The organism is Pseudomonas sp. UBA6310 (assembly GCF_002438225.1).
GTDB lineage: Bacteria > Pseudomonadota > Gammaproteobacteria > Pseudomonadales > Pseudomonadaceae > Pseudomonas_O > Pseudomonas_O kuykendallii.
The window spans coordinates 1-26,237 of the sequence record NZ_DJTK01000001.1; the positions used below are offsets into that span (position 1 = coordinate 1).

Consider the following 26,237-nt stretch of genomic DNA (forward strand, 5'->3'; position numbering starts at 1 on the left):
CAGAAGATGTCCAAGTCCAAGGGCAACGTGCTCGACCCGCTGGACATCGTCGACGGCATCTCGCTGGACGCGCTGCTGGAGAAACGCACCAGCGGCCTGATGCAGCCGAAGATGGCCGAGAAGATCGCCAAGCAGACCAGGGCCGAGTTCCCCGAAGGCATCGCCAGCTACGGCACCGACGCGCTGCGCTTCACCTTCTGCTCGCTGGCCTCCACCGGGCGCGACATCAAGTTCGACATGGGCCGCGTCGAGGGCTACCGCAACTTCTGCAACAAGCTGTGGAACGCCGCCAACTTCGTCATCGAGAACACCGATGGCCAGGACACCGGCGTGAATGGCGAAGCCGTGGACTTGTCCTCGGTCGACCGCTGGATCATCTCCCAGCTGCAGCGCGCCGAAGCCGAAGTCACCCGCCAGCTCGACGCCTTCCGCTTCGACCTGGCCGCCCAGGCGCTCTACGAATTCGTCTGGGACGAGTACTGCGCCTGGTACCTGGAGCTGGTCAAGCCGGTGCTGTGGGACGAAAACGCGCCCATCGAGCGCCAGCGCGGCACCCGCCGCACCCTGGTGCGCGTGCTGGAAGTGATCCTGCGCCTGGCGCATCCGTTCATGCCCTTCATCACCGAGGAAATCTGGCAGCGCATCAAGGCGCAGGCCGGCGTCAGCGGCGAGACGATCATGCTGCAACCCTGGCCGGTGGCCAATGAAAGCCGCATCGATCCTGCCGCCGAAGGCGACATCGAGTGGGTCAAGACGCTGATGCTCGGCGTGCGGCAGATCCGTGGCGAGATGAACATCTCCATGGCCAAGCGCATCGACATCATCGTCGCCAACGCCAGCGAGCAGGACCTGCGCCGGCTGAACGACAACGCGCCGCTGCTGAACAAGCTGGCCAAGCTGGAATCGGTGCGCGTGCTCGCCGCCGGTGAGGACGCGCCGATGTCCGCCACCGCGCTGGTCGGCGACATGCAGGTGCTGGTGCCGATGGCCGGCCTGATCGACAAGGCCGCGGAACTGGGGCGCCTGGACAAGGAAATTCAGCGCCTGGAGGGCGAGGTCAAGCGCGTCGGCGGCAAGTTGTCCAACGCCGGCTTCGTCGACAAGGCGCCCGCCGACGTCATCGACAAGGAGCGCGCCAAACTCGCCGAAGCCGAACAGGCGCTGGCCAACCTCGCCGAACAGCGGCAGAAGATCGCCAACCTGTAACGCCGCCAAGGCCCGCACCCGCGGGCCTTGTGCATTAGGCGGGCGGCGAAAGGCCGCCTGTTCCAGAGGCATTCAAGGACACTCGGAATGGACGTCAGCAAGACCAAGACCAGCTTCTACCGCCGCCTCTACGTCGCCTGGCTGATCGACAGCGGCGCGGCGACCAGCGTGCCGGCGTTGACGGAGGCCACCGGGATGCCGCGGCGCACCGCCCAGGACACCCTGGCGGCGCTGGCCGACCTGGATATCGAGTGCGCCTTCGAGCAGCAGGAAGGCGAGCGCAACAACGCCGGGCGCTACGCGATTCGCGACTGGGGCGCCATCGACAAGGCCTGGATCGAGCGGCACCTGCCGATGATCAAAGCGGTCCTGGAGTACCCGTGAGCCCATCGTCGCCCGCCATTCGACCGTCCGACGATGAATAAGGAACTGCTGCTGGTCCTCGCCCTGCTCGTCCTGTGCATCACGCTGTTCGTGCGCAATCGGCCGCGGGTGGACGTGGTCGCGCTGCTGATGATCGTCGCCCTGCCGCTCACCGGCATTCTCGAATTGCACGAGGTGCTCGCCGGGTTCAGCGACCCCAGCGTGCTGCTGATCGCCGCGCTGTTCGTCATCGGCGACGGCCTGGTGCGCACCGGCATCGCCTATCGCCTCGGCGACTGGCTGGTGCACCGTGCCGGCAGCAGCGAGACGCGCCTGCTGGTGCTGTTGATGCTGATGGTCGCCGGGCTCGGCTCGGTGATGAGTTCCACCGGTGTGGTGGCGATCTTCATCCCCGTGGTGCTCGGCGTCGCCGCACGGATGCGCGTGGCGGCCAGCCGCCTGTTGATGCCGCTGGCCTTCGCCGGGCTGATCAGCGGCATGCTGACGCTGGTCGCCACGCCGCCGAACATGGTGGTGCACGCCGAGCTGGTGCGCGAGGGGCTGGCCGGTTTCGGCTTCTTCGCCTTCGCGCCGATCGGCCTGACGATACTTGCCCTGGGCATCGGCTATCTGCTGCTGGCACGGCACTGGCTGGGCAGTCGCAACCCGGAGAACGGCGAGCAGGACGCCCGGCGCACCCTCGCCGACCTGGCGCAGAGCTATCGCCTGAGCGAACGCGAGCGGCGCCTGCGCGTGCGCGCCGACTCGCGGCTGGCGAACCAGGCGCTGAACGAGCTGGAACTGCGCCAGCATTACGGCATCAACGTGATCGCCGTCGAGCGCCAGCACAAGTTCCGCAGCCTGCTGCTGATGGCCACCGGCAACACCGAGCTGCTGCCCGGCGACATCCTGCTGATCGACCTGGCCAGCCCGGCCATCGCCCTGCTCGGCGCCTACGACGAACTCGGCCTGGAGCCGCTGCCGTTGCAGACCTCCTACTACAGCATCCACTCCCATGTGCTCGGCCTGGCCGAAGTGGCGCTGCCGCCGGATTCCGAACTGCCGGGCAAGACCATCCAGGAACTGGGTTTCCGCAGCCGCCACAAGCTCAACGTGGTCGGCCTGCGGCGCAACCGCGAGGCGCTCGACGGCCTGCTGGTGGACGAGAAGCTGAAGACCGGCGACATCCTGCTGGTGGCCGGCGCCTGGAAGGAAATCCACCGGTTGCAGAGCCTGGGTCGGGATTTCCTCGTGCTCAGCCTGCCGGCGGAAGTGGACGAAGTGGCGCCGGCCGCGCGCAAGGCGCCGCACGCGCTGCTGGCGTTGGCGGTGATGGTGGCGCTGATGGTCAGCGGGCTGGTGCCGAACGTGATCGCCGCGCTGATCGGCTGCCTGCTGATGGGCGCGTTCCGCTGCATCGACATGGACAGCGCCTACAAGGCGATCCACTGGCAGAGCCTGCTGCTGATCGTCGGCATGCTGCCCTTCGCCCTGGCGCTGCAGAAAACCGGCGGCATCGAGCTGGCGGTGAACGGCCTGGTCGGCGCGCTGGGTGAGGCCGGCCCGCGCGCGCTGCTCGCCGGGCTGTTCGTGGTCACCGCGCTGATCGGCCTGTTCATCTCCAACACCGCCACCGCGGTGCTGATGGCGCCGGTCGCGCTGAGCACCGCCGAACGCCTCGGCGCCTCGCCCTACCCGTTCGCCATGATCGTCGCACTGGCGGCGTCGGCGGCGTTCATGACGCCGATCTCCTCGCCGGTGAACACCCTGGTGCTGGGGCCGGGGCATTACCGCTTCGGCGATTTCGTCCGCGTCGGCGTGCCCTTCACCCTGCTGGTGATGGCGGTCAGCGTGGCGATGGTGCCCTGGCTGTTTCCGTTCTAGCGCGGTGACGGTGCGCGCGGCGCACCCTACGCGGGGCGGCGCGATGGCGATGCAGTGATACAACGCGGGCGGCGCGGCTTGTGGGACAATGCCCCGCCGCGCCAACCGATAACCCGCCATGCCGAACAAGCCCGCCGCCGCCAAGCCTCTGCTGCACCCGCGCAACCGCCACCAGGGTCGCTACGACTTCCCCGCGCTGATCGCCAGCAGCCCGGAACTGGCGGCCTTCGTCATCCTCAATCCGTACGGCAAGCAGAGCATCGACTTCGCCAACCCGGAGGCGGTGAAGGTGTTCAACCGCGCGCTGCTCAAGCAGCTCTACGGCATCGCCCACTGGGACATCCCGCCCGGCTACCTGTGCCCGCCGATTCCCGGCCGCGCCGACTATCTGCATGGCCTCGCCGACCTGCTCGCCACCGACAACGGCGGTGAAATCCCGCGCGGCGCCGGGGTGCGCGTGCTGGACATCGGCTGCGGCGCCAACTGCATCTACCCGCTGCTCGGCCACGCCGACTACGGCTGGCGGTTCCTCGGCTCGGACATCGACCGCGTGGCGCTGAAGGCGGCCGAGGTGATCCTGCGCAGCAATCGCCTGGACAAGGCCATCGCGCTGCGCCTGCAGGAACGCCCGGAACAGATCCTCCAGGGCCTGCTGCACGCCGACGAGCGTTTCGACCTGACGCTGTGCAACCCGCCGTTCCATGCCTCGCGCGACGAGGCCACGCGCGGCAGCCAGCGCAAATGGCGCAACCTCGGCAAGCTCGACCCGAGCCGCCAGTTGCCGACGCTGAATTTCGGCGGGCAGAGCAACGAGCTGTACTGCGAAGGCGGCGAGGTCGCCTTCGTCAGCCGACTGATCGCCGAGAGCGCCGCCTGCGCCGGCCAGGTACTGTGGTTCAGCACGCTGGTGTCCAAGGCGTCCAACCTGCCGGCGGTGAGCGCCGCGCTGAAACGCGCCGGGGTGCGCCAGCAACGCACGGTGGAAATGGCGCAGGGCCAGAAGCAGAGCCGCTTCGTCGCCTGGACCTTCCACGACGCCGCGCAGCGGCAGGCGTGGCACGACGCACGCGGGCAAGGTGAACGGTCGTCGGCAGACTGAACCGCTGCGGTGAATCATCCGCGCGGCGCGTATCCAATGAGGGTGTTCCCCGGAAAATGGAGTACGCATGACTACCGCATTCATCGGCCTGGACTACATCGTCGACATCACCCATCCCAGCGGCAGGATGGCCGCCGCCGCGCAGCAGGTCATCGACCGCGACGTGATCGCCAAGGCCAACCACGCGCTGGCCATCGCGCGGCGCAAGGGCTGGCTGTCGGTGCTGGTCAAGGTCGGCTTCGACAAGGGTTATCCGAACCTGCCCAGGCATTCCAGACTGTTCGGCAAGGCGAAGGAAATGGGCGTACTGGAGATCGGCTCGCCAGGCACCGAATTCCACCCGGTGCTGGAGTCCGCGCTGGCCGACATGGTGCTGGTCAAACCACGCGTAAACGCCTTCCACGGCACCGGCCTGGAGCCCGCCCTGCGCGCCCGCGGCGTGACCCGTGTGGTGCTCGCCGGGGTGAGCACGGCGATGGCGATCCAGAGCGCCGCCCGCGATGCCCACGATCGCGACTTCGAGGTGCTGATCCTCGAGGAAGCCTGCGCCGCCGCGACCCTGGCCGACCACGTCGACTCGATCCGCCTGCTCGGCAGCATCGCCGGCGTGGTCACCCTGGAGCAACTGGCGCAGCTGGATTGAGCCAGGCCGGGCGCGGCTGTGAAACACTAGGGGCCGTCGAGGGTTCGAACCGAACCCCGACGCCCCCCGTAACCCTCCAGCAAAGTCGCACCCCGCCATGAAACCCAGCACCAACCCTGCCGTCCCGCGAACCCGCCTGCCCCGCGCCGCCACCCTGCTCGGCTATGCCGGTCGCGCGCTGTCGCTGGTCTGGAGCACCTCACGACCCCTGACCATCGGCCTGATGGCCGCGACGCTGGTGGCCGGCGTGCTGCCGGCGCTGGCCGCCTGGCTGGGCAAGCAGATCGTCGATGCGGTGGTGGCGGCGATGGAACTGCACCGCGTGCAGGGCGAGGCGCCGTTGTGGCCGGTGCTGCGCTACCTGCTGATGGAGGCCGGCGTGGTGGCCGCGATCGCCGCGGCGCAGCGCGGGCTGTCGGTGCAACAGGCCCTGCTGCGCGCACTGCTCGGGCAGAAGGTCAACCTGTTGATCCTGGAGAAGGCTCAGCGCCTGTCGCTGGCGCAATTCGAGGACTCCGAGTTCTACGACAAGATGCTGCGCGCGCGCCGCGACGCCTCGGTGCGGCCGCTGGCGCTGGTCAACAAGACCTTCGCCCTGGCGCAGAACGCGCTGTCGCTGATCAGCTTCGGCGTGCTGCTGGTCGGCTTCTCGCCCTGGGCGCTGCTGATCCTGCTGGCCGGCGCGCTGCCGGTGTTCTTCGCCGAAGCGAAGTTTTCCGGCGATGCCTTCCGCCTGTTCAGTTGGCGCTCGCCGGAATCACGCATGCAGAACTACCTGGAGACGCTGCTGGCGCGCGAGGACAGCGTCAAGGAAGTGAAACTGTTCGGTCTCGCCCCGCTGCTGCTGCAGCGCTACCGGGAGATCTTCGCCAAGCTCTACGCCGAGGACCGCGCGCTGACCCTGCGCCGCGACGGCTGGGGTTTCGGCCTTGGCCTGCTGGGCACGCTGGCGTTCTACGGCGCCTACGCCTGGGTGGTGCTGGACACCGTGGGCGGGCGCCTGAGCCTGGGCGACATGACCATGTACCTGCTGCTGTTCCGCCAGGGCCAGGCCGCCGTGGCCAGCAGCCTGTCCGCCATCGGCGGGATGTACGAGGACAACCTCTACCTGTCCAACCTCTACGACTATCTGGAACAGCCGGTCGCCGAGGAGCGCGGCGCGTTGCAGGCCGGCGTGCTGCCGGGCGACGGCCTGCGCTTCGAGGGTGTCGGCTTCCAGTATCCGGGCGCCAGCCGGCCGGCGCTGCAAGGCATCGACCTGCACCTGGAGCCCGGCCGCAGCCTGGCGCTGGTCGGTCAGAACGGCTCCGGCAAGACCACGCTGATCAAGCTGCTGACGCGTCTGTATGCGCCCAGCGAGGGGCGCGTGCTGCTCGACGGCAGCGATTTGCAGGAGTGGAACGCCGAAGCGCTGCGGCGGCGGATCGGGGTGATCTTCCAGGACTTCACCCGTTACCAGCTGAGCGTCGGCGAGAACCTGGGCGTCGGCGACGTGGAGGCCTTCGACGATCCGGAGCGCTGGCGCGAAGCGGCCGAACGCGGCATGGCCAGCGACTTCATCGACGACCTCGACCAGGGCTACGCGACCCAGCTCGGCCGCTGGTTCCGCGACGGCCAGGAGCTCTCCGGCGGGCAATGGCAGAAGATCGCCCTGTCGCGCTCATGGATGCGCCGCTCGGCGGACATCCTGGTGCTCGACGAACCCACCGCCGCGATGGACGCCGCCGCCGAAGCCGAGGTGTTCGCGCGCTTCCGCGAGCACGCCGCGGGCAAGATGACCATCCTCATCTCGCACCGTTTCTCCAGCGTGCGCAGCGCCGAGCAGATCATCGTGCTGGAACACGGGCGCATCCTCGAACAGGGCAGCCACGCGCAGCTGCTCGCCGCCGAAGGCCGCTACGCGCAGTTGTTCCGGCTGCAGGCCGAGGGGTATCTGTAGGCGCGGCTGGCTGCACTGCATCGTGTGGGCTGAAGCCCACCCTACGGCGGGCGCGCACGCCGCTCCCTCCTTCATTCATGGGAGAGGGGCTGGGTGAGAGGGAACGCAACGCCCCTGGTAGACGGAAAAAGCCCGCTCGATGCGGGCTTTTCTTCAGCCGTCCACCGAATCCCGCCTACGGGTACTTGCGCTTCTCCGGTGCCGGCGGGAAGTACTGGTAGAGCCAGGTCTCGCTGAGCACCTGCTTGTCGCTCGCGCGGCGGATGAAGGCGCGAAATTCCACGGGGTCGACGCTGTCGTTGGTGGGGAACCAGTCGAACAGCGCGCGGAAGCCCTTCACCTCCGGATGCAGCGCGAGGATGTGGAAGTCCTTCGCCTCGCCGTTGGACGCGGTGACCACCAGCTCGATGCCCTCGCTGGGGGCCATGGCATCCAGCGGGCCGCCGGTGAAGTCGATGGCGAAGCGCCGCGCCCAGACCTCCGGGTAATGCTCGCCCGGCGCCCAGCCTTCGATGAAGCCGCCCATCCCGGAGCGCGTGGCGAGCACCCTCGCCAGCGACGGCTGCACCGGTGGCAGCGCGGCCCAGTAGAGCTTGTACGCGTAGTTCAGCGAAGTGCCGGCGGTGATCGCGCGCTTGGGATTCCAGAACACCACGATGTTGTCCAGGGTCTCGCCGGTGGTGGGCAGCTCCATCAGGTCGACGCTACCCTCGCCCCAGTCGTTGGTCGGCTCGACCCACAGGCTCGGCCGGCGGCTGTACCAGTCCACGGTGTCCTGGTAGGTGGCGAAGTCGTGGTCGCTCTGCACCAGGCCGAAGCCTTTGGGATTGTTGTCGGCGAAGGCATTGAACTGGATGCGCTCGGGGTTGTTCAGCGGGCGGCAGACCCACTCGCCATTGCCGCGCCACATCGACAGCCGATCGGAATCATGGATGTTCGGGTGGATGGTGTCGCACATGCGCCGCTCGTGGCCGCCGCAGCTGAACATGCTGGTCATCGGCGTGATGCCGAGCTGCTTGATCGCCTGGCGCGCGTTGACGTGCGCGTCGATGGACATCACCACCTGGTCCGGCTGGCAGTCGATGTCGAAGCGGTAGGCGCCGGTGGCGCTGAGCGAATCGAGCAGCGCGTAGAGCACGAAGCGGGTGCTGTCCTTGTCCGGAGTCTCGAACCAGAACTCGACGAAATTGGGGAATTCCTCGGGGCCGCCGGCGTAGGTGTTGATCGCCAGGCCGCGCGCCGAGAGGCCGTACTGGCCGGTCTTGTCCACCGCGCGGAAGTAGCTGGCGCCGAGGAAGGAGACGATGTCGTACTTGGCGATGTTCGGCTGCTTGAACGCCTTGAACCCGGAGAAGCCGAGGTCGCCCTTGAGCTGGGCGACATCGACGCCGCTGCTGGCGTAGTTGAACAGCTCCGGGCGGAAGTGCACTTCGCGCGACAGGCGCGTGGCCGGGTCGATGCTGTGCATGCGCACCGGCTGGCGGAACGCCATGCCGACGTGGAAGAACTGCACGTCGAGCTGGCCTTCGAGGTCTTTCCACAGCGAATGCTCGGGGTCGTACTGAATGGCGTTGAACTGCTGCGGGGTCATCTTCGCCAGGGTCGGCGGCAGCGTCTCGCGGGTATCCACGTAGGGCTTGCCGGCGAGCGCCTTGGCCTGCGCCTGCAGGCGCTTGAAGTCGAAGGGTTCGGCGGCGCCGTTGGCGGTGTCGGCGAGCACGCGGGCGGCGAAGAAACCGGACGCCGGCAGGCCGGTCAGGGCGGCCAGCGCCATGGACGCTTTCAACAGATTTCGTCTTTGCATGGGGGACTTCACGACGGAGGTTCTGGGAACCGCGCGCCCGCGAGGCGGCGGCAGGGGTAAACGTGGCAATGGACGCCATAACGCGGCGACAGTTCGGCAATGATGCCTGCAACGACCGCCGTTGAGCGCTCGCGGCGCCCAAAAACGCGGGCGGTCCGCGGAGCGAATTCTTTACCGGCTGTTACGGCGTCGCCGGCACCCGGGGTTCGACGGCGAAGCGCTTCTCCAGGCTGCTGTAGCCCATTCCGTGGCCCTTGCTGACCTTGAGCTGCACCGGAATGCGCTCCTTCAGCGCCTCGACGTGACTGATGATGCCGATCATCTTGCCGCTGGCATTGAGGCTGTCCAGCGCGTCGAGGGCGATGTCCAGGGTTTCGCCATCCAGCGTGCCGAAGCCTTCGTCGAGGAACAGCGAGTCGATACTGGTCTTGTGGCTGACCAGGTCGGACAGCGCCAGGGCCAGCGCCAGGCTGACCAGGAAGCTCTCGCCGCCGGACAGCGTGCGGGTGTCGCGGGCGACATCCGCCTGCCAGGTGTCGATCACCTCCAGCTCCAGTTCGCCGACCGATTTGCGCGCCAGCAGGTAGCGCCCGTGCAGGCGTTCCAGCTGACGATTGGCGAGGTGCACCAGGTGATCGAGGGTCAGGCCCTGGGCGAACTTGCGGTACTTGGCGCCGTCCGCCGAGCCGATCAGGCCGTTGAGGTGCTGCCAGAGCTGGTGCTCGCCCTCCTGCGCGGCGATCGCGGCGAACAGCGCCTGCTGGTTCTGCCGGCGCTGTTCGTCGCCCTGCAGTTGCGCGCGGATTTCGCCCTGACGCTGGGTCAGGCTGCGCAGCGCGGCGCCCAGCTCGGCCAGGCGCGCATCCAGCTGCGCGGCGTCCGCGTCGGTCCTGGGTGCGGCGCGCAAGTCGGCCAGCGCCTGTTCGGCCGACGCTCGCAGCGCCTGCGCCTGAGCCAGCCCGGTGTGCAGGCGCTCCCTGGCATCCTGCAGGGTGGCGCGCTGCGCCTCGTCCAGACAGGCCTCGAGAAACGCCTGCGTGTCGGCGAACGGGCTGTCTTCCAGCGCCTCGCGCCAGGCCTCCTCGGCCTCGGCGAACCTGACGTCATCCTGAGCCAGACGCTGCTCCAGGCTGTGCCGGATGCCCTGCAATTCGGCGCTGCGCTGCTGCGCGCCGGCGAGCCGCGACTCCGCCTCGCCTATCGCGGCCTCCAGATCGGCCGGTGGTGGCGCGTCGTCGGGCAGGTCCGCATGCTGCGCCGCCTGCCAGCGCTGCCGCCACTTGCCGGCCAGCTCGCGGGCATGGGCGGCGGCGTGCTCCAGCGTCGTCTGCTGTTCGCGCAACGCCTGCAGCCGCGCCTGCGCCTGCTGCCAGGCCTGGGCATCGGCTTCGCGCTCGCGCAGCCAGGCGGCGCCATCGGCCGGCAGCGCGTAACCGAGGGTTCGCAGCTCGGCAGCCAGCGTCTCGTCCGCCTGCGCCTGCTGCGCGTGCAGCCTGCTCAACTGGCGGCCCAGCTCGTCCAGCGCGGTTTGCCGGGCGAGCTGGTCGCGTTGCGCCAGGGCCAGCGTCTGCGCGGCGTCCGCTTCGGCCTGCTGCGCGCGCTGCAGTTCGAGGCGGGCACTCTCCAGCTGCTGCTTCAGGCCATCCAGCGCCTCCAGCCGACGCTGCACCTCGGCCAACGCAGCAACCTGATCGGCCTGCGCCCCAGCGATGGCCGAGGAATCACCGGGCTCCAGCGCCAGGGCTTCGCACTGCCGCTGCCAGGCCTGGTCCAGCGCCAGCCGCTGCTCCTCGCCGGACGCCAGCAGCTCGCCGGCCTGGCGGCGCTGCTCGTCCAGCGCCGAGGCCTGCCGGGCGAGTTCCTGGCCGCGCTCACCCAGGGCCTCCAGCTCCGCCTCCTTCGCCGCCAGGGCGCGGGCGGTCTCCGAGACGTCCAGCGCCTGGTACGCAGCGATCGCCGGATGCTCGCGGGCGCCGCACAGCGGGCAGGCATCGCCGGGCTGCAACTGCGCGCGATGGGTTTCCAGCGCCTTGATGCGCTCTTCCTGGGCGAGCAGCGTCTTCTTGTCCTGCAGCTGCTGCTTGAGGTCGCGGTAACGCTCGCGCAGCGCCGCGACCTCGGCGTTCTTCTCATCCTGCTGACGCTGCCGCGCGGCCAGCGTGACGCGCGCCTGCTCGACCTGGCCGGCCAGTTGCGTGCGCCGCTCGCCGAGCTGGCGCAGCTGTTCCAGGGCATTGCCGCGCGCCAGCAAGCGCTGCCAGTCGGCGCGCCACTCGGCTTCGCTGCGGCTGTCGAGGGTCGACTGCCAATCCCGCTGCGGCGCCTCCAGCGCCTGCCGCGCCGCCTGCAGATGTGCCTGCGCGCTCTGCAGGTGCTGCTGCCGATCGGCGACATCGGCGCCCAGCGCGTGCAACTGGCGGGCGGCGTCCTGCTGGCGCGCCTGCGCCTCGGCGATCTCTTGCTGACAGGTGCTGCGTGCCTCGAACCGGCTGCGCCAGCCGCTCAGTTGCTCGGCCAGGGCCGCGTGCGGCGCGCGTTCGCTCAGATCGGCGTCCAGACTTCGCCGCTGCTCGACCACGGCCGACAGCGCCTCGCCGCGCTCGCCCGCCAGCTGCGCGGAAAAACGCTGCGCATTCCAAAGCTGGCGCAGCGCTTCGGCGGACACCGCCACCTGTTCGTCGAGGACCGTCTGCAACGACTGTCGCGTGTCCCGCAGCACCTGCTCTGCCCCCAGGCGATGGCGCTGCACCGGCAGCAGCCGCGCCGCCGGTTCGCTTTCGGCGAGGCGCTGCAGATCGCCGGCCGCCGCCTCCAGCACCTGTTGCGCCGCGGCTTCCTCGGCCAGCGCGCCCTGTTGGCGCGCCTCCGCCTTGCTCAGCTCATCGAGCCACTGGCGTTGGTCCTGGGCGCTGACGCGTTGCAGCTGCAACGCGCCCTCCTCGCCGGCCAGGCGCGCGGCCTCTTCGGTCAGCTCCGCGCGCTGCGGCTCGTCGAGCAACTCGACGCCTTCGGCCCGCGCGCGCAGTTGTTCCAGCGTCGCCTTCACCTCGCGAGTGCGCTCGAACACGCGCTGCGACAGCTGCCCGTAGATGTCGGTGCCGGTGAGTTCCTCCAGCAGCTCGGCGCGCTGATTGGCCGACGCCTCGAGAAAGGCGGCGAAACCGCCCTGGGCCAGCAGCATGGACTTGGTGAAACGCTCGAAATCCAGCCCGGTCAGGCGCTCCACCTCGCGCGGCTTCTCGCTCAGCTTGTCGCTGATGATCTGCCCGTCCAGCCGCGCCAGCTCGGCGCGCGGCGCCTGCAACGCACCATCGGCCTTGTCGCGCGCCCGACGCTGGCTCCAGAACGCCCGGTAGCCCTGCCCCTTCACCTCGAACTCGACCTCGGCCAGGCAATCGGCGCAGTGCCGCGTCATCAGCTCGTTGCTGCTCGCCGACAGCGCATTCATCCGCGGCGTGCGGTGGTAAAGCGCCAGGCAGATGGCATCTAGCAAGGTGGTCTTGCCCGCCCCGGTCGGCCCGGTGATGGCGAACAACCCGTTGTCGCGGAACGGCTCGGCGGTGAAGTCGATCTTCCACTCGCCCTTGAGCGAGTTGAGGTTCTTCAGGCGCAGCGAGAGGATTTTCATGGCGTCGGAGGGCAGTCAGAGTCGGGATCGAGGAACGCATTCTACGGGCTGCGGTAGGGTCTTTCAGCGACCGGAAGTAGTTAGCGGGTACGGAGAAGATTCAATCGGTGGAAAACGCTTCGCATTTTTCACGGGGCGGTCATCCGCCCTACGCGCAGTCTCGTAGGGTGGGTTAGCGGCATCCCTCGATAGCCCCTGACGACCCGAGGCCGAAAGCCGGGTAACCCACCGGGCGGAGTCCGGCATGACGCCGCCTGGCGGGTTACGCCGCGCGCCGGCCTCCGCGCCTGCCCAAACCCCCTCGCCCGGCGCGGCTCACCCACCCTACGTAGGTACTCCAGTTCCGTAGGGTGGGCAACGCTTCACCTGCCCACCAGGCGGTTCATCGCCCGACACTATTCCCCGTCCTGCAACTCGCCGAGCACCTGCCGGTGTAGATCGTGGAGACGCTGCTGGAGGGCGTCGTCGAGGGTTTCGCTGGCGAGGCGGCGGGCGAAGACGTCGTGCGGGGTGAGTTCGTCGAGGGTTTCGCGGGATTCGCCGAGCAGGCCGGCGACGCTCTGGCCGCGTTCGCGGCGCAGGCGCAGCACTTCCACCGGCAGCCCTTCGCAGAGTGCGCCAACCGGTGCCGAGAGGTCGGCCAGGTAGTCGTCGCTGGCGACGCAGACGTCCAGCCACACCGGCAGCGCCATGCTGCCCTGGCGCGCTGCTTCGGCGATCGCCCCCTTGAGTTCCGCCAGTGAGCCGCGCAGCGAGGCCAGCGGCTGGAAGCGCGGCACCGGCAGCGACGTCACCGCGCGCAGGCCGTCGCTGTCGAGGTCCACCAGCAGCACCTGTTTTTCCTGCCGCGCTTCGTCGAAGGCCAGCGGGATCGGCGATCCGCAGTAGCGGATGTGCTCCAGGCCACCGACCTTCTGCGGCCGGTGGATGTGCCCGAGGGCGATGTAGGCCGCCGCCGGGAAGGCGTTGGTGGGAAAGGCCTCCAGCGCGCCGACGTAGATTTCCCGCACCGAATCGCTGGCACTGGCGCCCACCGTGGTCAGGTGGCCGCTGGCGATGATCGGCAATGCGCTACCGCGTTCGGCGCGGCGCCGCTCGGCCAGCGTGAAGAGCTCCCGGTAGTGCCCGGCGATGGCTTCCTGCAGCGAGCGTTGCTTGTCCTCGGCGCTCTGCCCCGCTTCGCTGCGGAGCAGGTCGCGCGGGCGGAGGAACGGGATCGCGCAGAGCAGCGCGCCCGGTGAACCGTCGCGGTTGTCGAGCAGCAGCAACTGGTCTTCCGGGTTTTCCGCCACCGCCGGAACCACCCGCGCGCCGAGCCGCCCGAGCAGGCTGCGCGACTCGCCGAGGGTCGCCACCGAGTCGTGGTTGCCGCCGAGCACGACCAGTTGCGCACCGCTGTCGCGCAGGTCGACGACGAAGCGGTTGTACTGCTCGCGGGCGTAGCTGGGCGGCGCGCCGGTATCGAAGATGTCGCCGGCGATCAGCACCACGTCCACCGCCTGCTCGCGCACCTGGCCGATCAGCCAGTCGCAGAACGCCTGGTGCTCGGCCTGGCGGGTCTTGCCCATGAAGTGCTGGCCGAGGTGCCAATCGGAGGTGTGCAGCAGGCGCAGGCCGTCGAAGGGCGCGGCGGCCGGCGGCGTATCGAACAGGGAGAGGGTTTCCATCGTGGTGCCCTTGCTGGCGGGCTCGTTTGCAGAGCCCGCCGGGAGGATCACAGGCCGCTGTTGAGCCCAGTGTTTTCCGCGGCGCCGATGTGCACGTTCATGCACTGCACGGCGGCGCCGGCAGCGCCCTTGCCGAGGTTGTCGAGGCGCGCGACCAGGGTCACGCGCTCGGCGTTGCCGAAGACGAACAGGTCGGCGCGGTTGCTCTCGTTGCAGGCCTGCACGTCGAGGAAGCCGCCGTCGAGGTTGTCGGCGCCGTCCAGTGGCATCACGCGGATGAACGGCTCGCCGGCGTAATGCCTGACCAGCGCGGCGTGAAGGCTTTCCACGCTGGCGCCGGCCGGCAGGTGGCTGAGCTGCAGCGGAACGGTCACCGACAGGCCCTTGAGGAAGTCGCCGACGATGGGGTTGAACACCGGCGCAGCGGCGATCCCGGTCTGCACGCGCATTTCCGGCAGGTGCTTGTGTGCCTGGCCGAGGGCATAGGCGCGCGGGCTCTTCAGCTTGGCGTTAGCGCCGGCTTCGTATTCGGCGATCATCTGCTTGCCGCCGCCGCTGTAGCCGGTCAGCGAGAAGGCGCTGAGCGGGTAGTCGGCCGGCAGCAGGCCGGCGTCCACCAGCGGGCGAACCAGCAGGATGAAGGCGGTGGCATGGCAGCCGGGGTTGGCGATGCGCTTGCTGGCGCGGATCGCCTCGCGCTGGCCGGGCGCCAGCTCCGGCAGGCCGTAGGCCCAGCCGCTGTCGGTACGGAAGGCGGTGCTGGCGTCGATGATGCAGGTGTTCGGGTTGTTCACCAGCGCGACGGCCTCGCGCGAGGCAGCGTCGGGCAGGCAGAGGAAGGCCACGTCGGCGGCATTGAGGAAACGCGCGCGCTCGGCGGAATCCTTGCGCTTGGCGTCGTCGATGCGCAGCAGCTCGATATCCGAGCGACCGCCGAGGTAGTCGAGCAGGCGCAGCCCGGTGGTGCCTTCCTGGCCATCTACGAATACTTTGAACGTCATTGCCCAGCCCTCGCGAATAGGTGACGGCCCGCCGGCGGGCCCGATTGGCCGACATTGTACCGACTCGACCGGCGCACGACAGCGCGGACGACCCCGATCATCGTGCCGGGGGCAGGCGCGCAAACCGGGACAGACGCCCGGCGCTCAGTCCGTAGGGTGCGCCATGCGCACCGCAACGAGTGAAGCGATTCGTGCCGCGGACGACCGGCCATTGGTGCGCGCGGCGCACCCTACGGGGCGATGCTCGGGGTAATACGGGCGCGCGGCGCTCATTACGTAGGGTGCGCCGTGCGCACCGCGACGAGTGAAGCGATTCGCGCCACAGATGGCCGGCCATCGGTGCGCGCGGCGCACCCTACGGAGCGATGCTCGGGGGAATCCCGGCGCGCGGCGCTCATTACGTAGGGTGCGCCGTGCGCACCGCAACGAGTGAAGCGGTTCGCGCCGCAGATGACCGGCCATTGGTGCGCACGGCGCACCCTACGGGGCGATGCTCGGGGTAATCCCGGCGCGCGGCGCTCATTACGTAGGGTGCGCCGTGCGCACCGCGACGAGTGAAGCGATTCGCGCCACAGATGGCCGGCCATCGGTGCGCGCGGCGCACCCTACGGGGCGATGCTCGGGGTAATACGGGCGCGCGGCGCTCATTACGTAGGGTGCGCCATGCGCACCGCAACGGGTGAAGCGATTCGCGCCGCAGATGACCGGCCATTGGTGCGCGCGGCGCACCCTACGGAGCGATGCCGTGCCCGCCACATAGGCTGGGGGAATCCCGGCGCGGTCAGAACGCCCAGTCGGTCACGACGACGTGGGTCTTCACCCGCTGCATGCCGGGGAAGTTCTCGATCTGCCCGCGGATTTCGCCGAGCCGCGCCATGCTCGCGACTTCGAGGTAGACCAGCATGTCGGTCTCGCCGCTGATGCCGCTGCAGCGCTGGATTTCCGGGAATGCGCGCATCCGCTCGACGTACTGCTCGCAGCGGCTCTCGTGATAGAACAGTTCGAGGTAGGCCTTGATCGCGTTGCTTTCGGGGTCCGCGACGCGGGCGTGATAGCCCTGGATCACCCCGCGTTCCTCCAGTTGGCGAATGCGTTCGGCCACCGCCGAGCGCGACAGGCTGATGCTTTCGGCGATGCGGGTGACGGGGGTGCGCGCGTCGCTGCGCAACAGGGCGATGATCTGGCGATCGAACTTGTCCACGGGGTTCTCGCAAAACGGTGACAGGCGATTCGGCGGCGGTTTGCGCCACTCTGCCGGGCAACGCCGGCAACCTGAACGGCGGCGGAGGCGTAGGGTCTGTTGACGTTTCAGCACAAGCCGCGTTGCTGCGACAAATCACACCAGGCTAGGCGGAGAACGCAGGGAATGGCATTCCCTTTTCAAGTTCTCCAACGACGTCTGGCGTGATTTCTCGCGCAACCCGAGGGCCGGGCCCGTTTTAGCGCGAGCCGGCGTTTCTCGGTGACTCATTTAGCGCGCCAAACTTCGCACCTCGTGCCTTGCCTCGCGCTAAAACGGGCTCCGGCGCGGTCGTGCTGAAACGTCAACAGACCCTAACATGGCGTACCGCCGTTTCAAGCTCGTGAGCATACCGTATGAGCCGTCTGAACAAGGAGCTGGGACTGCTGCAAGGCATCGCCCTGCTCGCCACCTCGCTACTGGGAACCGGAATCTTCGTGGTCCCCGCCCTCGCCGCCAGCAGCGCCGGCATCGCCTCGCTGTGGGCCTGGCCGCTGCTGATCCTGCTGGTGCTGCCGGTGGCTTTCACCTTCGCCCAGCTAGGCCGGCGGTTTCCCCACGCCGGCGGTGCGCCGCACCTGATCGGCCGCGCCTTCGGGCTGCGTCTGGAGCGGGTCAGCGCCTGGCTGTTCCTCGCGGTGATTCCCGTCGGCGTGCCCGCCGCGCTGCACATCGGCGTGGGCTTCTGGCAATCGGTGTTCGCCATCACGCCCGGCCAGGCGCTGGCGATCCAGCTCGGTACGCTGGCGATCATCCTGCTGCTCGGGCAACGGCCGATGCGCGCCTCCGGCAGCCTGCAGGCGGTGATCGCGGTGGCCATCGTCGCCTGCATCGCGCTGATCTGGTGGGCCGGCGATCTGCCGGGCGCCAGCCTGCCCCTGCTGAACAGCGCCTCGCCGGACTGGTCGCGCCTGCCCACGGCGCTGGCGGTGATGTTCTGGTGCTTCGTCGGCATCGAGGCGTTTGCCCACCTCGGCGAGGAATTCCGCCGCCCGCAACGCGACTTCCCGCTGGCGCTGCTGCTCGGCACCCTGCTCGCCGGGCTGGTGTACTGGGCCTGCTCGCTGGCGGTGCTGAACTTCGGCCACTACGGCGACGCCCAGCGCGATGCCACCTCGCTGCCCGACCTGGTCGGCCAACTGTTCGGCGAACGCGGCCGCTGGCTGCTGGCGTTGCTCGGTTACCTGGCCTGCTTCGCCTCGACCAACGTCTACCTGCTGGGTTTCGCCCGGTTGCTCTGGAGCCTGGCCGACGAAGGCAAGGCGCCGGCCGGGCTGGCGCGGCTCAACCGACACGGCGTGCCGGCCCGCGCGCTGCTGCTGATCGTCGCCTGCTGCGCGCTGTGTTCGCTGGCGAGCAGCCTGCTGTCGCTGTCGGTGGACGAGCTGATCCGCTACGCCAACGGCAACTTCGTGCTCGTCTACCTGCTCAGCATGGCCGCCGGCTGGGTGCTGCTGGACGGCCTCTGGCGCTGGCTGGCGGGAATTTCGGTGGTGCTTTGCGCACTGGTGCTGGTGGCGCTGGGCGTTCAGGCGCTGTACGCGCTGGCGCTGCTCGGCGTGCTTGTGGCGCTGCATGGGCGGCGACCGCCCCGTCGGGCCACCGCCGCTCAAGGGTGACCCTCGGCGCGGGCCTGTGTTATCAAGACAGGCTTTCCAGCAAGGGCCAGGCCGCATGAATTCCTATATCGACCTGCTGATCAGCGATTGCGACGGCGTGATCGTCGACAGCGAAATCATCGTCGAACGCCTGCGCCGCGAGGTGCTCGGCGAGCGGTTCCCGCTGCAGGAACTGGACATCCTCCTGGCCGGCACTTTCGGCCTGCAGAGCCACGACATCCTCGCCCGCGTCGAGGCGCACTTCGGCGTCGAGCTGCCGGATGGCTTCCACACCGAGCTGCGCCAGCGCAGCGAAGCCGCGACCTTCCGGGACGCCGCGCCAATCGCCGGCGTGCGCGACGCGCTGCTGGCCGTCGACCTGCCGCTGGCGGTAGTCAGCAACAGCCGCCGGGCCAGCGTCGAGCACGCGCTGCAGCGCGCCGGCCTGCGCGAACGCGTCAGTGCCGGGATCTTCGCCGCCGAGGACGTGGAGCGGCCCAAACCGGCGCCGGACCTCTACCTGCTGGCGGCCAGGCGTGCCGGCGTCGCGCCGTCGCGCTGCCTGGTGGTCGAGGACAGCGCCACCGGCGCCACCGCTGCGCTGACCGCCGGGATGCGCGTGATCGGCTTCCTCGGCGCCAGCCACATTCCGCCGGAGCACGGCGAAGTGCTGCGCGAACTGGGCGTCGAGGCGCTGCTCAGGGACATGCGCGAGCTGCCGGCGCTGGTCGAGCTGCTGCGCGGCGAACCGTCCCGCCCGGTATGACGCCCGCCCACAGCGATGCGCCGCGGCGGATCAACGTGGTCGGCACCAGCGGCAGCGGCAAGAGCACCGTCGCGCAGCGCCTGGCCCGCCAGCTCGGCCTGCCCTGCATCGAGATGGACGCGCTGTTCTGGCGCTCCGGCTGGCAGGAGTCCGACGACCCCAGTTTCTTCGCCCGCCTGCAGCGCGCCCTGGCGCAGCCGGGCTGGGTACTCGACGGCAACTACCACCGCACCGCCGCGCTGAAATGGCGGGACGTGCAGATGATCGTCTGGATCGACTACTCGTTCGTTCGCACCTTCCACCAGGCCGTCAGCCGCGCCTTTCGACGCGCCTTCAGCGGCGAAGAACTGTGGCCCGGCACCGGCAACCGGGAGACGTTGCGGCGCGCGATTCTCAGCCGGAACTCGATCCTGCTGTGGACGCTGAAGAACTATCGCAGCAACCGGCGGCGCTACACCGAGGTTTTCGCCGACCCTCGCCTCGCCCATGTCCAGCGGGTGCGCCTGCGCAGCCCCGCGGCCGTCGAGACCTTCCTGCTCTCACTGCACTGACGCCGCCAGCGCGTGCCTCGGGTAAACTGCGCGTCTTTCCCGTTCGCCACGAGACCGCCATGCCGATCCGCCACGCCATCGTCCACCTGATCGACAAGAAACCCGACGGCACGCCCGCCGTGCTGCACGCACGCGACAGCGAACTGCACGGGTCGCAGGCCATCGAGAACCTGCTGGCGGACCTCAACGAGAGCTACAACGCCAAGCAGGGCAAGGCCTGGGGGCTGTTCCACGAGGAATCCGGCGCCTACCCGTTCAGCGGCTGGCTGAAGCAGTACCTCGACGCGGAACAGGACTTCACCGCCTTCAGCCGCCAGGCCGTCGAACAACTGCAGAAGCTGATGGAGGAATCCAACCTCTCCACCGGCGGCCACGTGCTCTTCGCCCATTACCAGCAGGGCATGACCGACTACCTGGCGATCGCCCTGCTCCACCACAGCGAAGGGGTCACCGTGACCGAGGCGCTGGACGTGGCGCCGGCCAAGCACCTCGACCTCGGCCAACTGCACCTGGCGGCGCGCATCAACATCTCCGAGTGGCAGAACAACAAGCAGTCCAAGCAGTACATCTCCTTCATCCGCGGCAAGAACGGCAAGAAGGTCTCGGACTACTTCCGCGACTTCATCGGCTGCCAGGAAGGCGTCGATGCGCCGAGCGAAACGCGCACCCTGCTCAAGGCCTTCAGCGATTTCGTCGAGAGCGAGGACCTGCCCGAAGAGCAGGCACGGGAGAAGACCAGCGCGCTGGTCGGCTACGCCACCACCCAGGCCAAGCTGGGCGAGCCGATGACCCTGGAAGAACTCTCCGGGGTCATCGACGAAGACCGGCCAAAGGCGTTCTACGACCACATCCGCAACCGCGACTACGGCCTGTCGCCGGAGATTCCGCCGGACAAGCGCACGCTGAACCAGTTCCAGCGCTTCACCGGGCGCGCCGAAGGGTTGTCGATCAGCTTCGAGGCGCACCTGCTGGGCTCGAAGATCGAATACGACGAGGGCCGCGACATGCTGATCATTCGCCAGCTGCCGACCCAGTTGAAGGACCAGCTCAAACGCCGCAAGGACTGACGATGAAACGCATCCTGCTGATCCTCGCCGCGCTCGCCACCTGGCAACAGTGGGACCGCATCGAGCCGCTGCTCGGCCTCGGCCAGCCGGTGCACCGCCAGGCGCGCACCGGCGAGGTGATTCTCTACGCGACGTCCTGGTGCGGTTACTGCGCCAAGACCCGCGCCTTCCTCGCCGAACGCGGCATTCCCTACCGCGAACTCGACATCGAGAAGTCCGCCGACGGCCGCCGCGCCTACGACGCGCTAGGCGGCCGCGGCGTGCCGGTGATCGACGTCAAGGGCACGGTGATCCACGGCTACGACCCACAGGGCATCCTCGCGGCCTACTGAACGGCGCGCCTCAGAGCGCCTCGATGCGGAAGCCGACGCGCGGGAAGTGCACGTGGACCACGCCGGCGCGCGCGTCCTCGCGGCGCAGGATCAGTTCTTCGGCACCGGCGTGGAGCAACTCGCCTTCCACCGGATCGACGCCGTAGTCGGTCGCCGCGATCAGCACCCTCTGGCCCAGCGCGAAACCGTTCGGCTCCTCGATCGAGGTCTGCGGCAACGCCGCCGGGTTGGCCTGGCGGGCGACCTCGATGGCCTCGGCGGCGCTCATTTCGCTGGGCGAACCCTGGCCGAAATCCAGCACCCGTTGCAGCCAGCGCACGACCTCGGGATAGGCGTCCACCAGCGGCGCGGTGACCGGCGTGGCCTTGAGGAACCACAGCGGGTGGGCCATGGCGAAATCGGCGAGGGAGGCGTCGCCGAAGAGAAACTCGCCGCCCTGCGCCAGTTGCTGTTGCAGGCGCGTCATCAGCGTCGGCCAGTTGTGGCGTGCCAGTTCGGCCGGCAGACGCGACGCCGAGCCGCCACTGAACAGCCCGGCGCGGTCGGCAAGGAAGCCCTGGATCGCCTCCGGCGACAGGCGGGCGAAACGCACGGCGATGGATTCAGGCTGGAACACCAGGCTCACCGCGTGCTGGAACACCACCGAATCGGCCCACTGGGCGAAGGCCGCGACGGTGAACTCCTGGCCCTGCGGGAACAGCGTCGGGGCGGCCTTCTCCGCCTCCAGGCGGCGGGCGATCAACGCGGTGTCGCAATAGATGTCCGCACCGACCTGCAACACCGGCGTCTTCCGGTAGCCACCGGTGAGCGCCAGCAGATCGGGCTTGGGCATCACCGGTGGAATGTTCACCGAGCGCCAGCTCAGCTGTTTGAAGCCGAGCAGCAGGCGGCTCTTGTGTGCGAACGGCGAGGCTGGATAGTGGTGCAGGATGAGGTCGTGCATGCTGGCTTCCGCTGTTGTTGTTCGTGGAGCCAGCTTACCCGCCGGCTTCCCCGCGTCCCAGCCACTCAGGCGGATGGCGTGGCATCAGCGCCATGCATGGCGATCAGCTGTTCCTTGGCGACCTTCTTCAGTCGTTTGATCGCCCGCTCGCGGCGCAGCGCGTCGCCCTTGCCGGGGCAGGCCTCCACGTACACCAGCGCCTGCGCCGGGCTGGAGTGGAAGAAGCGCGCGCCCTTGCCACTGCAATGCATGGCGAAGCGCCGCTGCGGGTCGTCGCTGATGCCGCAGTAGAGCGCGCCGTTGGCGGCGCGCACCAGGTAGACGAACCACGGCTTGGCTTCGCCGGCTGGCGCCGCGGCGGGCTCGCTCACAGCCGCTCGGCGCTTGCGCGTACGTAGAGCGCGCGGCCGGCGCCCAGGCCGAACAGCGTGCCGACCAGGGCGATGGCGACGAAGATGATCCCCGACGCCGACCAGCTGCCGGTGAAGTCGTGCACCAGGCCCATGGCCAGCGGTCCCAAGGCGGCCAGCGTATAGCCGACGCCCTGGGCCATGCCCGACAGGCTGGCGGCCACGTGCGCATCGCGCGAGCGCAACACGATCAGCGCCAGGCCGAGGCTGAAGGTGCCGCCCTGCCCCAGGCCGAGGATGACGATCCACAACCACAGGCCGGACAGCGGCGCGTACAGGCAGCAGAGCAGCCCGCAGAGGGTCAGGCCCATCACCACCACCACGGCCGGGCGCTGGTCCTTGCCGCGGGTGGCCAGCCAGGGCGTGCTCAGCGCGGTGATCAGCTGTACCAGCACCGAGGCGGACAGCATCAGCCCGGCCTGCACCGGCGTCAGCCCGCGGTCGATGAGGATCGACGGCAGCCAGCCGAAGACGATATAGGCCAGCGACGACTGCAAGCCCATGTACAGGGTGACCTGCCAGGCCAGCGGGTCGCGCCACAAGCCGCTGACACGGTAGGCGACGTGCGCCACGGCGTGCCCGCGCCGCGCCTGCGGCAGCCAGACCAGCGCAGCCAGCAGCGGCGGCAGCGCCCAGAAGCCCAGCGCCAGGCTCCAGCTGCCGAAGGCATCGCGTAGCGGCACCGTGCTGCCAGCCGCCGTGGCCGCGCCGAGGCACAGGGCCATGGTGTAGACGCCCGTCATGCTGCCGGCCTGTTTCGGGAAGTCGCGCTTGACGATGCCCGGCAGCAGCACGCCGATGATGCCGATGCTGGCGCCGGCCAGCAGGCTGCCGGCGAACAGACCCGGCACCGCGAACAGGCTGCGCAGGACGATGCCGAGGGCGAGCAGCAGGAGGATGCCGAGGATCACCCGCTCGGCACCGAAACGCCGGGCCAGGCGCGGCGCGAACGGCGCGAACAGGCCCAGGCAAAGCACCGGCAACGTGGTCAGCAGCCCGGCCGCGGCGGCGGACAGGTGCAGGCTGGCGGATACTTCGCCCAGCAGCGGGGAAATGCTCGACAGCGCCGGGCGCAGGTTCAGCGCCACCAGCACCAGGCCGAACAGCAGGAACAGCGGATGGCGCAGCAGCGACGGCCGGGATACCGGCTCGTCGTCGGCTTCGGCGTCGATCAGCAGATCGTTGAGGGGCGCGGGGGAACCCGCGTGCCGGTCGGGCAGCGGACGATCGTGATCAGGCATGTGCGGCTCGCTTCGCAATGGGCGACCGGTCCTGGCCGGTCCTTTATCGTGCTCCGCGAACGACGAACGTCGCCCAGCGGAGGGCGGAAAAGGATAGCCGGCTAAGAATTGCGGCACAACGGCGCATGCACCTCTGGCAGAGTGACAGATGCGGCGTCCGCGCGCGCGGCGGTGCGCGCGGCGGCGTCCGGCCGCCCCCTGGTAAAGCGGCATCCGCGTCGCTCTCGTAGGGCGCCATGCGCACCGAGGCGATGTGCGGGAGTGTCGCGGTGTGCGCGGCGCACCCTACGAGGTCCGATTACTGCCGAGGTCGATTTTCGTCCCGCTCGCCGTAGGGTGGGCCATGCGCACCGAGGCAATGTGCGGAAGCCTGGCGGTGCGCGCGGCGCACCCTACGAGGTCCGATTACTGGCGAGGTCGATTTTCGCGCCGCTCGCCGTAGGGTGCGCCCTGCGCACCGAGGCGATGTCCGCAGGCGTGGCGGCTAACGCAGCTGGATGCGTGCCGGACAGTTGCCGCGCAGCAGCGGCGTCAGGCTGGCAGCGGCGGGAAAGGCGTTCAGTCCCTCGCGGGTGATGCCGATCTCCACGCTGCTCAGCCAGGCGCGCCCGTCGTGGACGTCGCAGACCAGCTTCAGCGAGCGGGTATCGCGAGTGCCGAACGCATCGCCATAGGCCCGGATCAGCTCGTTGCGATCGATCTCCCGGCGCTCAGGCGCAGCCAGCAGTGCACCGAAGGACGACTGGTTGACGATGTCGAACAGCTCGATGTTCTTCCTGAAGAAGGCGTCCTCATCGAAGCCGAAGCAGGCCGCGTGCTTGACGTATTCGTGGCGTTCCAAACAACTCCGGGTGCCCGGCATGACCTGCTCGAGGCGCCCGCGTACGTCACTGCTCAGCGGCACCGGCGCCAGCGCACAGAAGTTTTTTTCCGGCACCTTGCCGGTCACATGATCGCAGCCTTCGCGCCACCATTGCGGGGTGTCCATGCCCTCGGCCTTGAGCCGATCGGGCAGCGACGCCCAGAGCCCGTGCAAGGCCAGGCCAGCGCCCCGGCTGGCGCACTCCGGGGCGCCCCTCTGCCCGGCGCAATAGCCCGGATGCCAGCTCATGGCGAACGTGTATTCGGAGAAGTCGCCCAGTTGGCCGGGCTGCAGCGCCCAGGCGGAAAAGCTGGCGAGCGGACCCAGCAGAGCGACAAGAACGAAAGCGCTGAAACGACGTGACATGGGCGGTCCTTGTTCCGCTGAGCGACCGGTTGGTGGAACACCTTGCACGCAAGGATCGGACCGGCGCTCAGCCGCGTCCGGCGCGATAGGCCGCCAGTCCCTTGGCCGCTTGCCGGCGAATCGCACCCTGCACCGGTGGCGCCCAGCCGAGCAGCGCACCGCGCGCGCCCAGCGCCTGGGCGGACCAGCGCCAGAGGCTGAAGTGATCGCGATGCTCGACGATCAGCCCGTCGGCGAAGCGGAAGCGCGCCTGGATGTGGTTGCTCACCCGGCGACCGGTCTGGCTGAACAGGTAGTGCGCCACCCAGCGAGCACTGCCCTGCTGCGCGTCGGCCTCGACGCCGTCGAACGTCAGGCTGAAATCCTGCGCGCGGGCGCACAGCATCCGCCACATGTCACCCGCGGCCGGCCCTCGCAGGTCGGTGAACACCGGGTCGGAGAAACGCACCTCGGGCGCGTAACAGGCCGCCATGGCCTCCGCGTCGCGCTGCTGGAACGCCTGGTAGAACTGGGTGATGAGCTGCGCGTTGGGGTGGCTCATGGAGGGACTCCGAAATGTTTCGACCCATGCAGTGTGGCGGATTGCGCACACCGCCGTGATTGACGATAACGACAACGTTGTGTCAAAAATCGCCAACCTTGTTTCCCCGAGCCGCGCATGTTCCGAGTCGCCCTGATCGTCTGCCCACACACCGTCTGCTCCAGCCTGAGCATGGCCGACGACGCCTTTCGCCTGGCCGAACGCCTGGCCGGCGGCGGCCTATTCGAGGTATCGCGGATCAGCGTGGATGGCCGCCCGGTGGATCTCGGCCTGATGCGGATCCAGGTCGATGGCGACCTGCGTCTGGCCGAATCCGCCGATCTGGTGGTGTTGCCGGCCAGCGGCAGCAACGTGAAGGCCGCGCTTGCCGGCAATGGGGCGCTGATCGACTGGCTGCGCCGGCGGCCGCCAACCCAGCGCCTGGCGAGCCTGTGCAGCGGCGCCTTTTTGCTCGCGGAAGCGGGACAGCTCGACGGCCACCGGGCGACCACTCACTGGGCGCTGGAGGATGCCTTCCGCCAGCGCTTCCCCACCGTCGAGCTGTGCATCGACCGGCTGCTCACCGAGGATGGCGCGCGCTTCTGCTCCGGCGGCGCGCAGGCCGGGCTCGACCTCTGCCTGCACCTGGTCGCCCGGTTCGGCGGCGAGGCCTTGGCACAACGCCTGGCCAGCGCCCTGGTGGTCGACCGAGAGCGGGGCAACCAGTCGCGCTTCGTTCCGTTGCTGCCGGACGCCGCCGCGCACGAAACGCCGATGACCGCGCTGCTGGCCTGGCTACGCGCGCATCACGCCGAGCCTATCGACCTCCAGCGCCTGGCCGAGCAGGCGCACTGTTCGCCACGCACGCTGCTGCGCCGCTTCCGCCAGGCCACCGGGCTGACGCCCGCCGACTACCTGCAGCGGCTGCGTATCGGCGTGGCCCAGGAGGCTCTGCGCAACCCGTCCCGCTCGCTGGAACAGGTGGCCCTGCAGGTCGGCTACGCGGACCGCGCGACCTTCGCCAAGCGTTTCAAGCAGCTCTGCGGCGAAACGCCCGGCGCCTTCCGCCGCCGCCTGAGCGAGCAGCGGCCCGCCACGCACTGAGCG

General features: G+C 69.1%; 22 protein-coding genes. 12 read left to right on the plus strand and 10 right to left on the minus strand.

Features of this window, described 5'->3' with window-relative positions:
• From B3E91_RS00005 to B3E91_RS00030, 6 genes are all read left to right on the plus strand, one after another.
• Window positions 1-1,206, plus strand: a 1,206-nt coding sequence (locus tag B3E91_RS00005; protein WP_287027825.1) for a class I tRNA ligase family protein, incomplete at its 5' end; no start/stop codon positions are given.
• A gap of 87 nt (window positions 1,207-1,293) precedes the next feature.
• Window positions 1,294-1,590, plus strand: coding sequence for a winged helix-turn-helix domain-containing protein (locus B3E91_RS00010; protein ID WP_287027826.1), 297 nt, complete (start codon window positions 1,294-1,296; stop codon window positions 1,588-1,590).
• Window positions 1,591-1,623: 33 nt separating this feature from the next.
• Window positions 1,624-3,453 (plus strand): SLC13 family permease, encoded by a 1,830-nt coding sequence (locus B3E91_RS00015; protein ID WP_287027827.1) that lies wholly within the window; start codon window positions 1,624-1,626, stop codon window positions 3,451-3,453.
• A gap of 118 nt (window positions 3,454-3,571) precedes the next feature.
• Window positions 3,572-4,552 (plus strand): 23S rRNA (adenine(1618)-N(6))-methyltransferase RlmF, encoded by a 981-nt coding sequence (gene rlmF / locus B3E91_RS00020; RefSeq protein WP_287027828.1) that lies wholly within the window; start codon window positions 3,572-3,574, stop codon window positions 4,550-4,552.
• A 67-nt stretch (window positions 4,553-4,619) separates the two neighbouring features.
• Window positions 4,620-5,195, plus strand: a complete 576-nt coding sequence (locus tag B3E91_RS00025; protein ID WP_287027829.1) for an isochorismatase family cysteine hydrolase — start codon at window positions 4,620-4,622, stop codon at window positions 5,193-5,195.
• Window positions 5,196-5,292: 97 nt separating this feature from the next.
• Window positions 5,293-7,134: an ABC transporter ATP-binding protein gene (locus B3E91_RS00030; RefSeq protein ID WP_273232112.1), complete on the plus strand. Its 1,842-nt coding sequence runs from the start codon at window positions 5,293-5,295 to the stop codon at window positions 7,132-7,134.
• A 175-nt stretch (window positions 7,135-7,309) separates the two neighbouring features.
• On the opposite strand, the gene B3E91_RS00035 is transcribed toward B3E91_RS00030, so the two are convergent.
• The 5 genes from B3E91_RS00035 to B3E91_RS00055 form a co-directional block, all read right to left on the minus strand.
• Window positions 7,310-8,938: a glucan biosynthesis protein gene (locus B3E91_RS00035; protein ID WP_287027830.1), complete on the minus strand. Its 1,629-nt coding sequence runs from the start codon at window positions 8,936-8,938 to the stop codon at window positions 7,310-7,312.
• 181 nt (window positions 8,939-9,119) lie between these two features.
• A complete protein-coding gene (locus B3E91_RS00040; RefSeq protein WP_287027831.1) occupies window positions 9,120-12,566 on the minus strand; it encodes an AAA family ATPase in 3,447 nt (1,148 codons plus the stop codon).
• Window positions 12,567-12,961: 395 nt separating this feature from the next.
• Complete coding sequence (gene sbcD, locus B3E91_RS00045) at window positions 12,962-14,179, minus strand: exonuclease subunit SbcD (protein WP_287027845.1); 1,218 nt, start codon at window positions 14,177-14,179, stop codon at window positions 12,962-12,964.
• A gap of 101 nt (window positions 14,180-14,280) precedes the next feature.
• Window positions 14,281-15,234 (minus strand): N-acetyl-gamma-glutamyl-phosphate reductase, encoded by a 954-nt coding sequence (gene argC, locus B3E91_RS00050; protein WP_273232107.1) that lies wholly within the window; start codon window positions 15,232-15,234, stop codon window positions 14,281-14,283.
• 781 nt (window positions 15,235-16,015) lie between these two features.
• Window positions 16,016-16,435 carry an Lrp/AsnC family transcriptional regulator gene (locus tag B3E91_RS00055; RefSeq protein ID WP_273232104.1) on the minus strand — a complete coding sequence of 140 codons (420 nt, stop codon included), beginning with the start codon at window positions 16,433-16,435 and terminating at the stop codon, window positions 16,016-16,018.
• 395 nt (window positions 16,436-16,830) lie between these two features.
• On the opposite strand from B3E91_RS00055, the gene yjeH reads away from it, so the two are divergent.
• Genes yjeH through B3E91_RS00080 form a run of 5 tightly spaced genes read left to right on the plus strand, consistent with a single transcriptional unit; the run spans window position 16,831 to window position 20,788 of the window.
• Window positions 16,831-18,093, plus strand: a complete 1,263-nt coding sequence (gene yjeH, locus B3E91_RS00060; RefSeq protein WP_287027832.1) for an L-methionine/branched-chain amino acid transporter — start codon at window positions 16,831-16,833, stop codon at window positions 18,091-18,093.
• Window positions 18,094-18,148: 55 nt separating this feature from the next.
• Window positions 18,149-18,838 (plus strand): HAD family hydrolase, encoded by a 690-nt coding sequence (locus B3E91_RS00065; RefSeq protein WP_287027833.1) that lies wholly within the window; start codon window positions 18,149-18,151, stop codon window positions 18,836-18,838.
• The gene (locus tag B3E91_RS00070; RefSeq protein ID WP_287027834.1) at window positions 18,835-19,389 is read left to right on the plus strand and encodes a shikimate kinase; all 555 of its coding nucleotides are present in this window, start codon (window positions 18,835-18,837) and stop codon (window positions 19,387-19,389) included. Before B3E91_RS00065 ends, B3E91_RS00070 begins: the two co-directional genes overlap by 4 nt.
• A 59-nt stretch (window positions 19,390-19,448) precedes the next feature.
• Window positions 19,449-20,456 (plus strand): nucleoid-associated protein YejK, encoded by a 1,008-nt coding sequence (yejK, locus tag B3E91_RS00075; protein ID WP_287027835.1) that lies wholly within the window; start codon window positions 19,449-19,451, stop codon window positions 20,454-20,456.
• 2 nt (window positions 20,457-20,458) lie between these two features.
• Window positions 20,459-20,788 (plus strand): glutaredoxin family protein, encoded by a 330-nt coding sequence (locus B3E91_RS00080; RefSeq protein ID WP_287027836.1) that lies wholly within the window; start codon window positions 20,459-20,461, stop codon window positions 20,786-20,788.
• A gap of 10 nt (window positions 20,789-20,798) precedes the next feature.
• Here B3E91_RS00080 and B3E91_RS00085 read toward each other — a convergent pair whose 3' ends face one another.
• From B3E91_RS00085 to B3E91_RS00105, 5 genes are all read right to left on the minus strand, one after another.
• Entirely contained in the window at window positions 20,799-21,731 is a 933-nt protein-coding gene (locus tag B3E91_RS00085; protein ID WP_287027837.1) for a glutathione S-transferase family protein, read from the minus strand.
• A gap of 65 nt (window positions 21,732-21,796) precedes the next feature.
• On the minus strand, window positions 21,797-22,102 hold the full coding sequence (locus B3E91_RS00090) for a GIY-YIG nuclease family protein (RefSeq protein ID WP_287027838.1): 306 nt from the start codon (window positions 22,100-22,102) through the stop codon (window positions 21,797-21,799).
• Window positions 22,099-23,382: a CynX/NimT family MFS transporter gene (locus B3E91_RS00095; RefSeq protein ID WP_287027839.1), complete on the minus strand. Its 1,284-nt coding sequence runs from the start codon at window positions 23,380-23,382 to the stop codon at window positions 22,099-22,101. Before B3E91_RS00095 ends, B3E91_RS00090 begins: the two co-directional genes overlap by 4 nt.
• Before the next feature lie 484 nt (window positions 23,383-23,866).
• On the minus strand, window positions 23,867-24,610 hold the full coding sequence (locus B3E91_RS00100) for a ribonuclease T2 family protein (RefSeq protein ID WP_273232084.1): 744 nt from the start codon (window positions 24,608-24,610) through the stop codon (window positions 23,867-23,869).
• Window positions 24,611-24,677: 67 nt separating this feature from the next.
• A complete protein-coding gene (locus tag B3E91_RS00105; RefSeq protein WP_287027840.1) occupies window positions 24,678-25,151 on the minus strand; it encodes a nuclear transport factor 2 family protein in 474 nt (157 codons plus the stop codon).
• 117 nt (window positions 25,152-25,268) lie between these two features.
• Here B3E91_RS00105 and B3E91_RS00110 point away from each other — a divergent pair, with 117 nt between their 5' ends.
• Window positions 25,269-26,234 carry a GlxA family transcriptional regulator gene (locus B3E91_RS00110; RefSeq protein ID WP_287027841.1) on the plus strand — a complete coding sequence of 322 codons (966 nt, stop codon included), beginning with the start codon at window positions 25,269-25,271 and terminating at the stop codon, window positions 26,232-26,234.
• The last annotated feature ends 3 nt before the right edge of the window (window positions 26,235-26,237 follow it).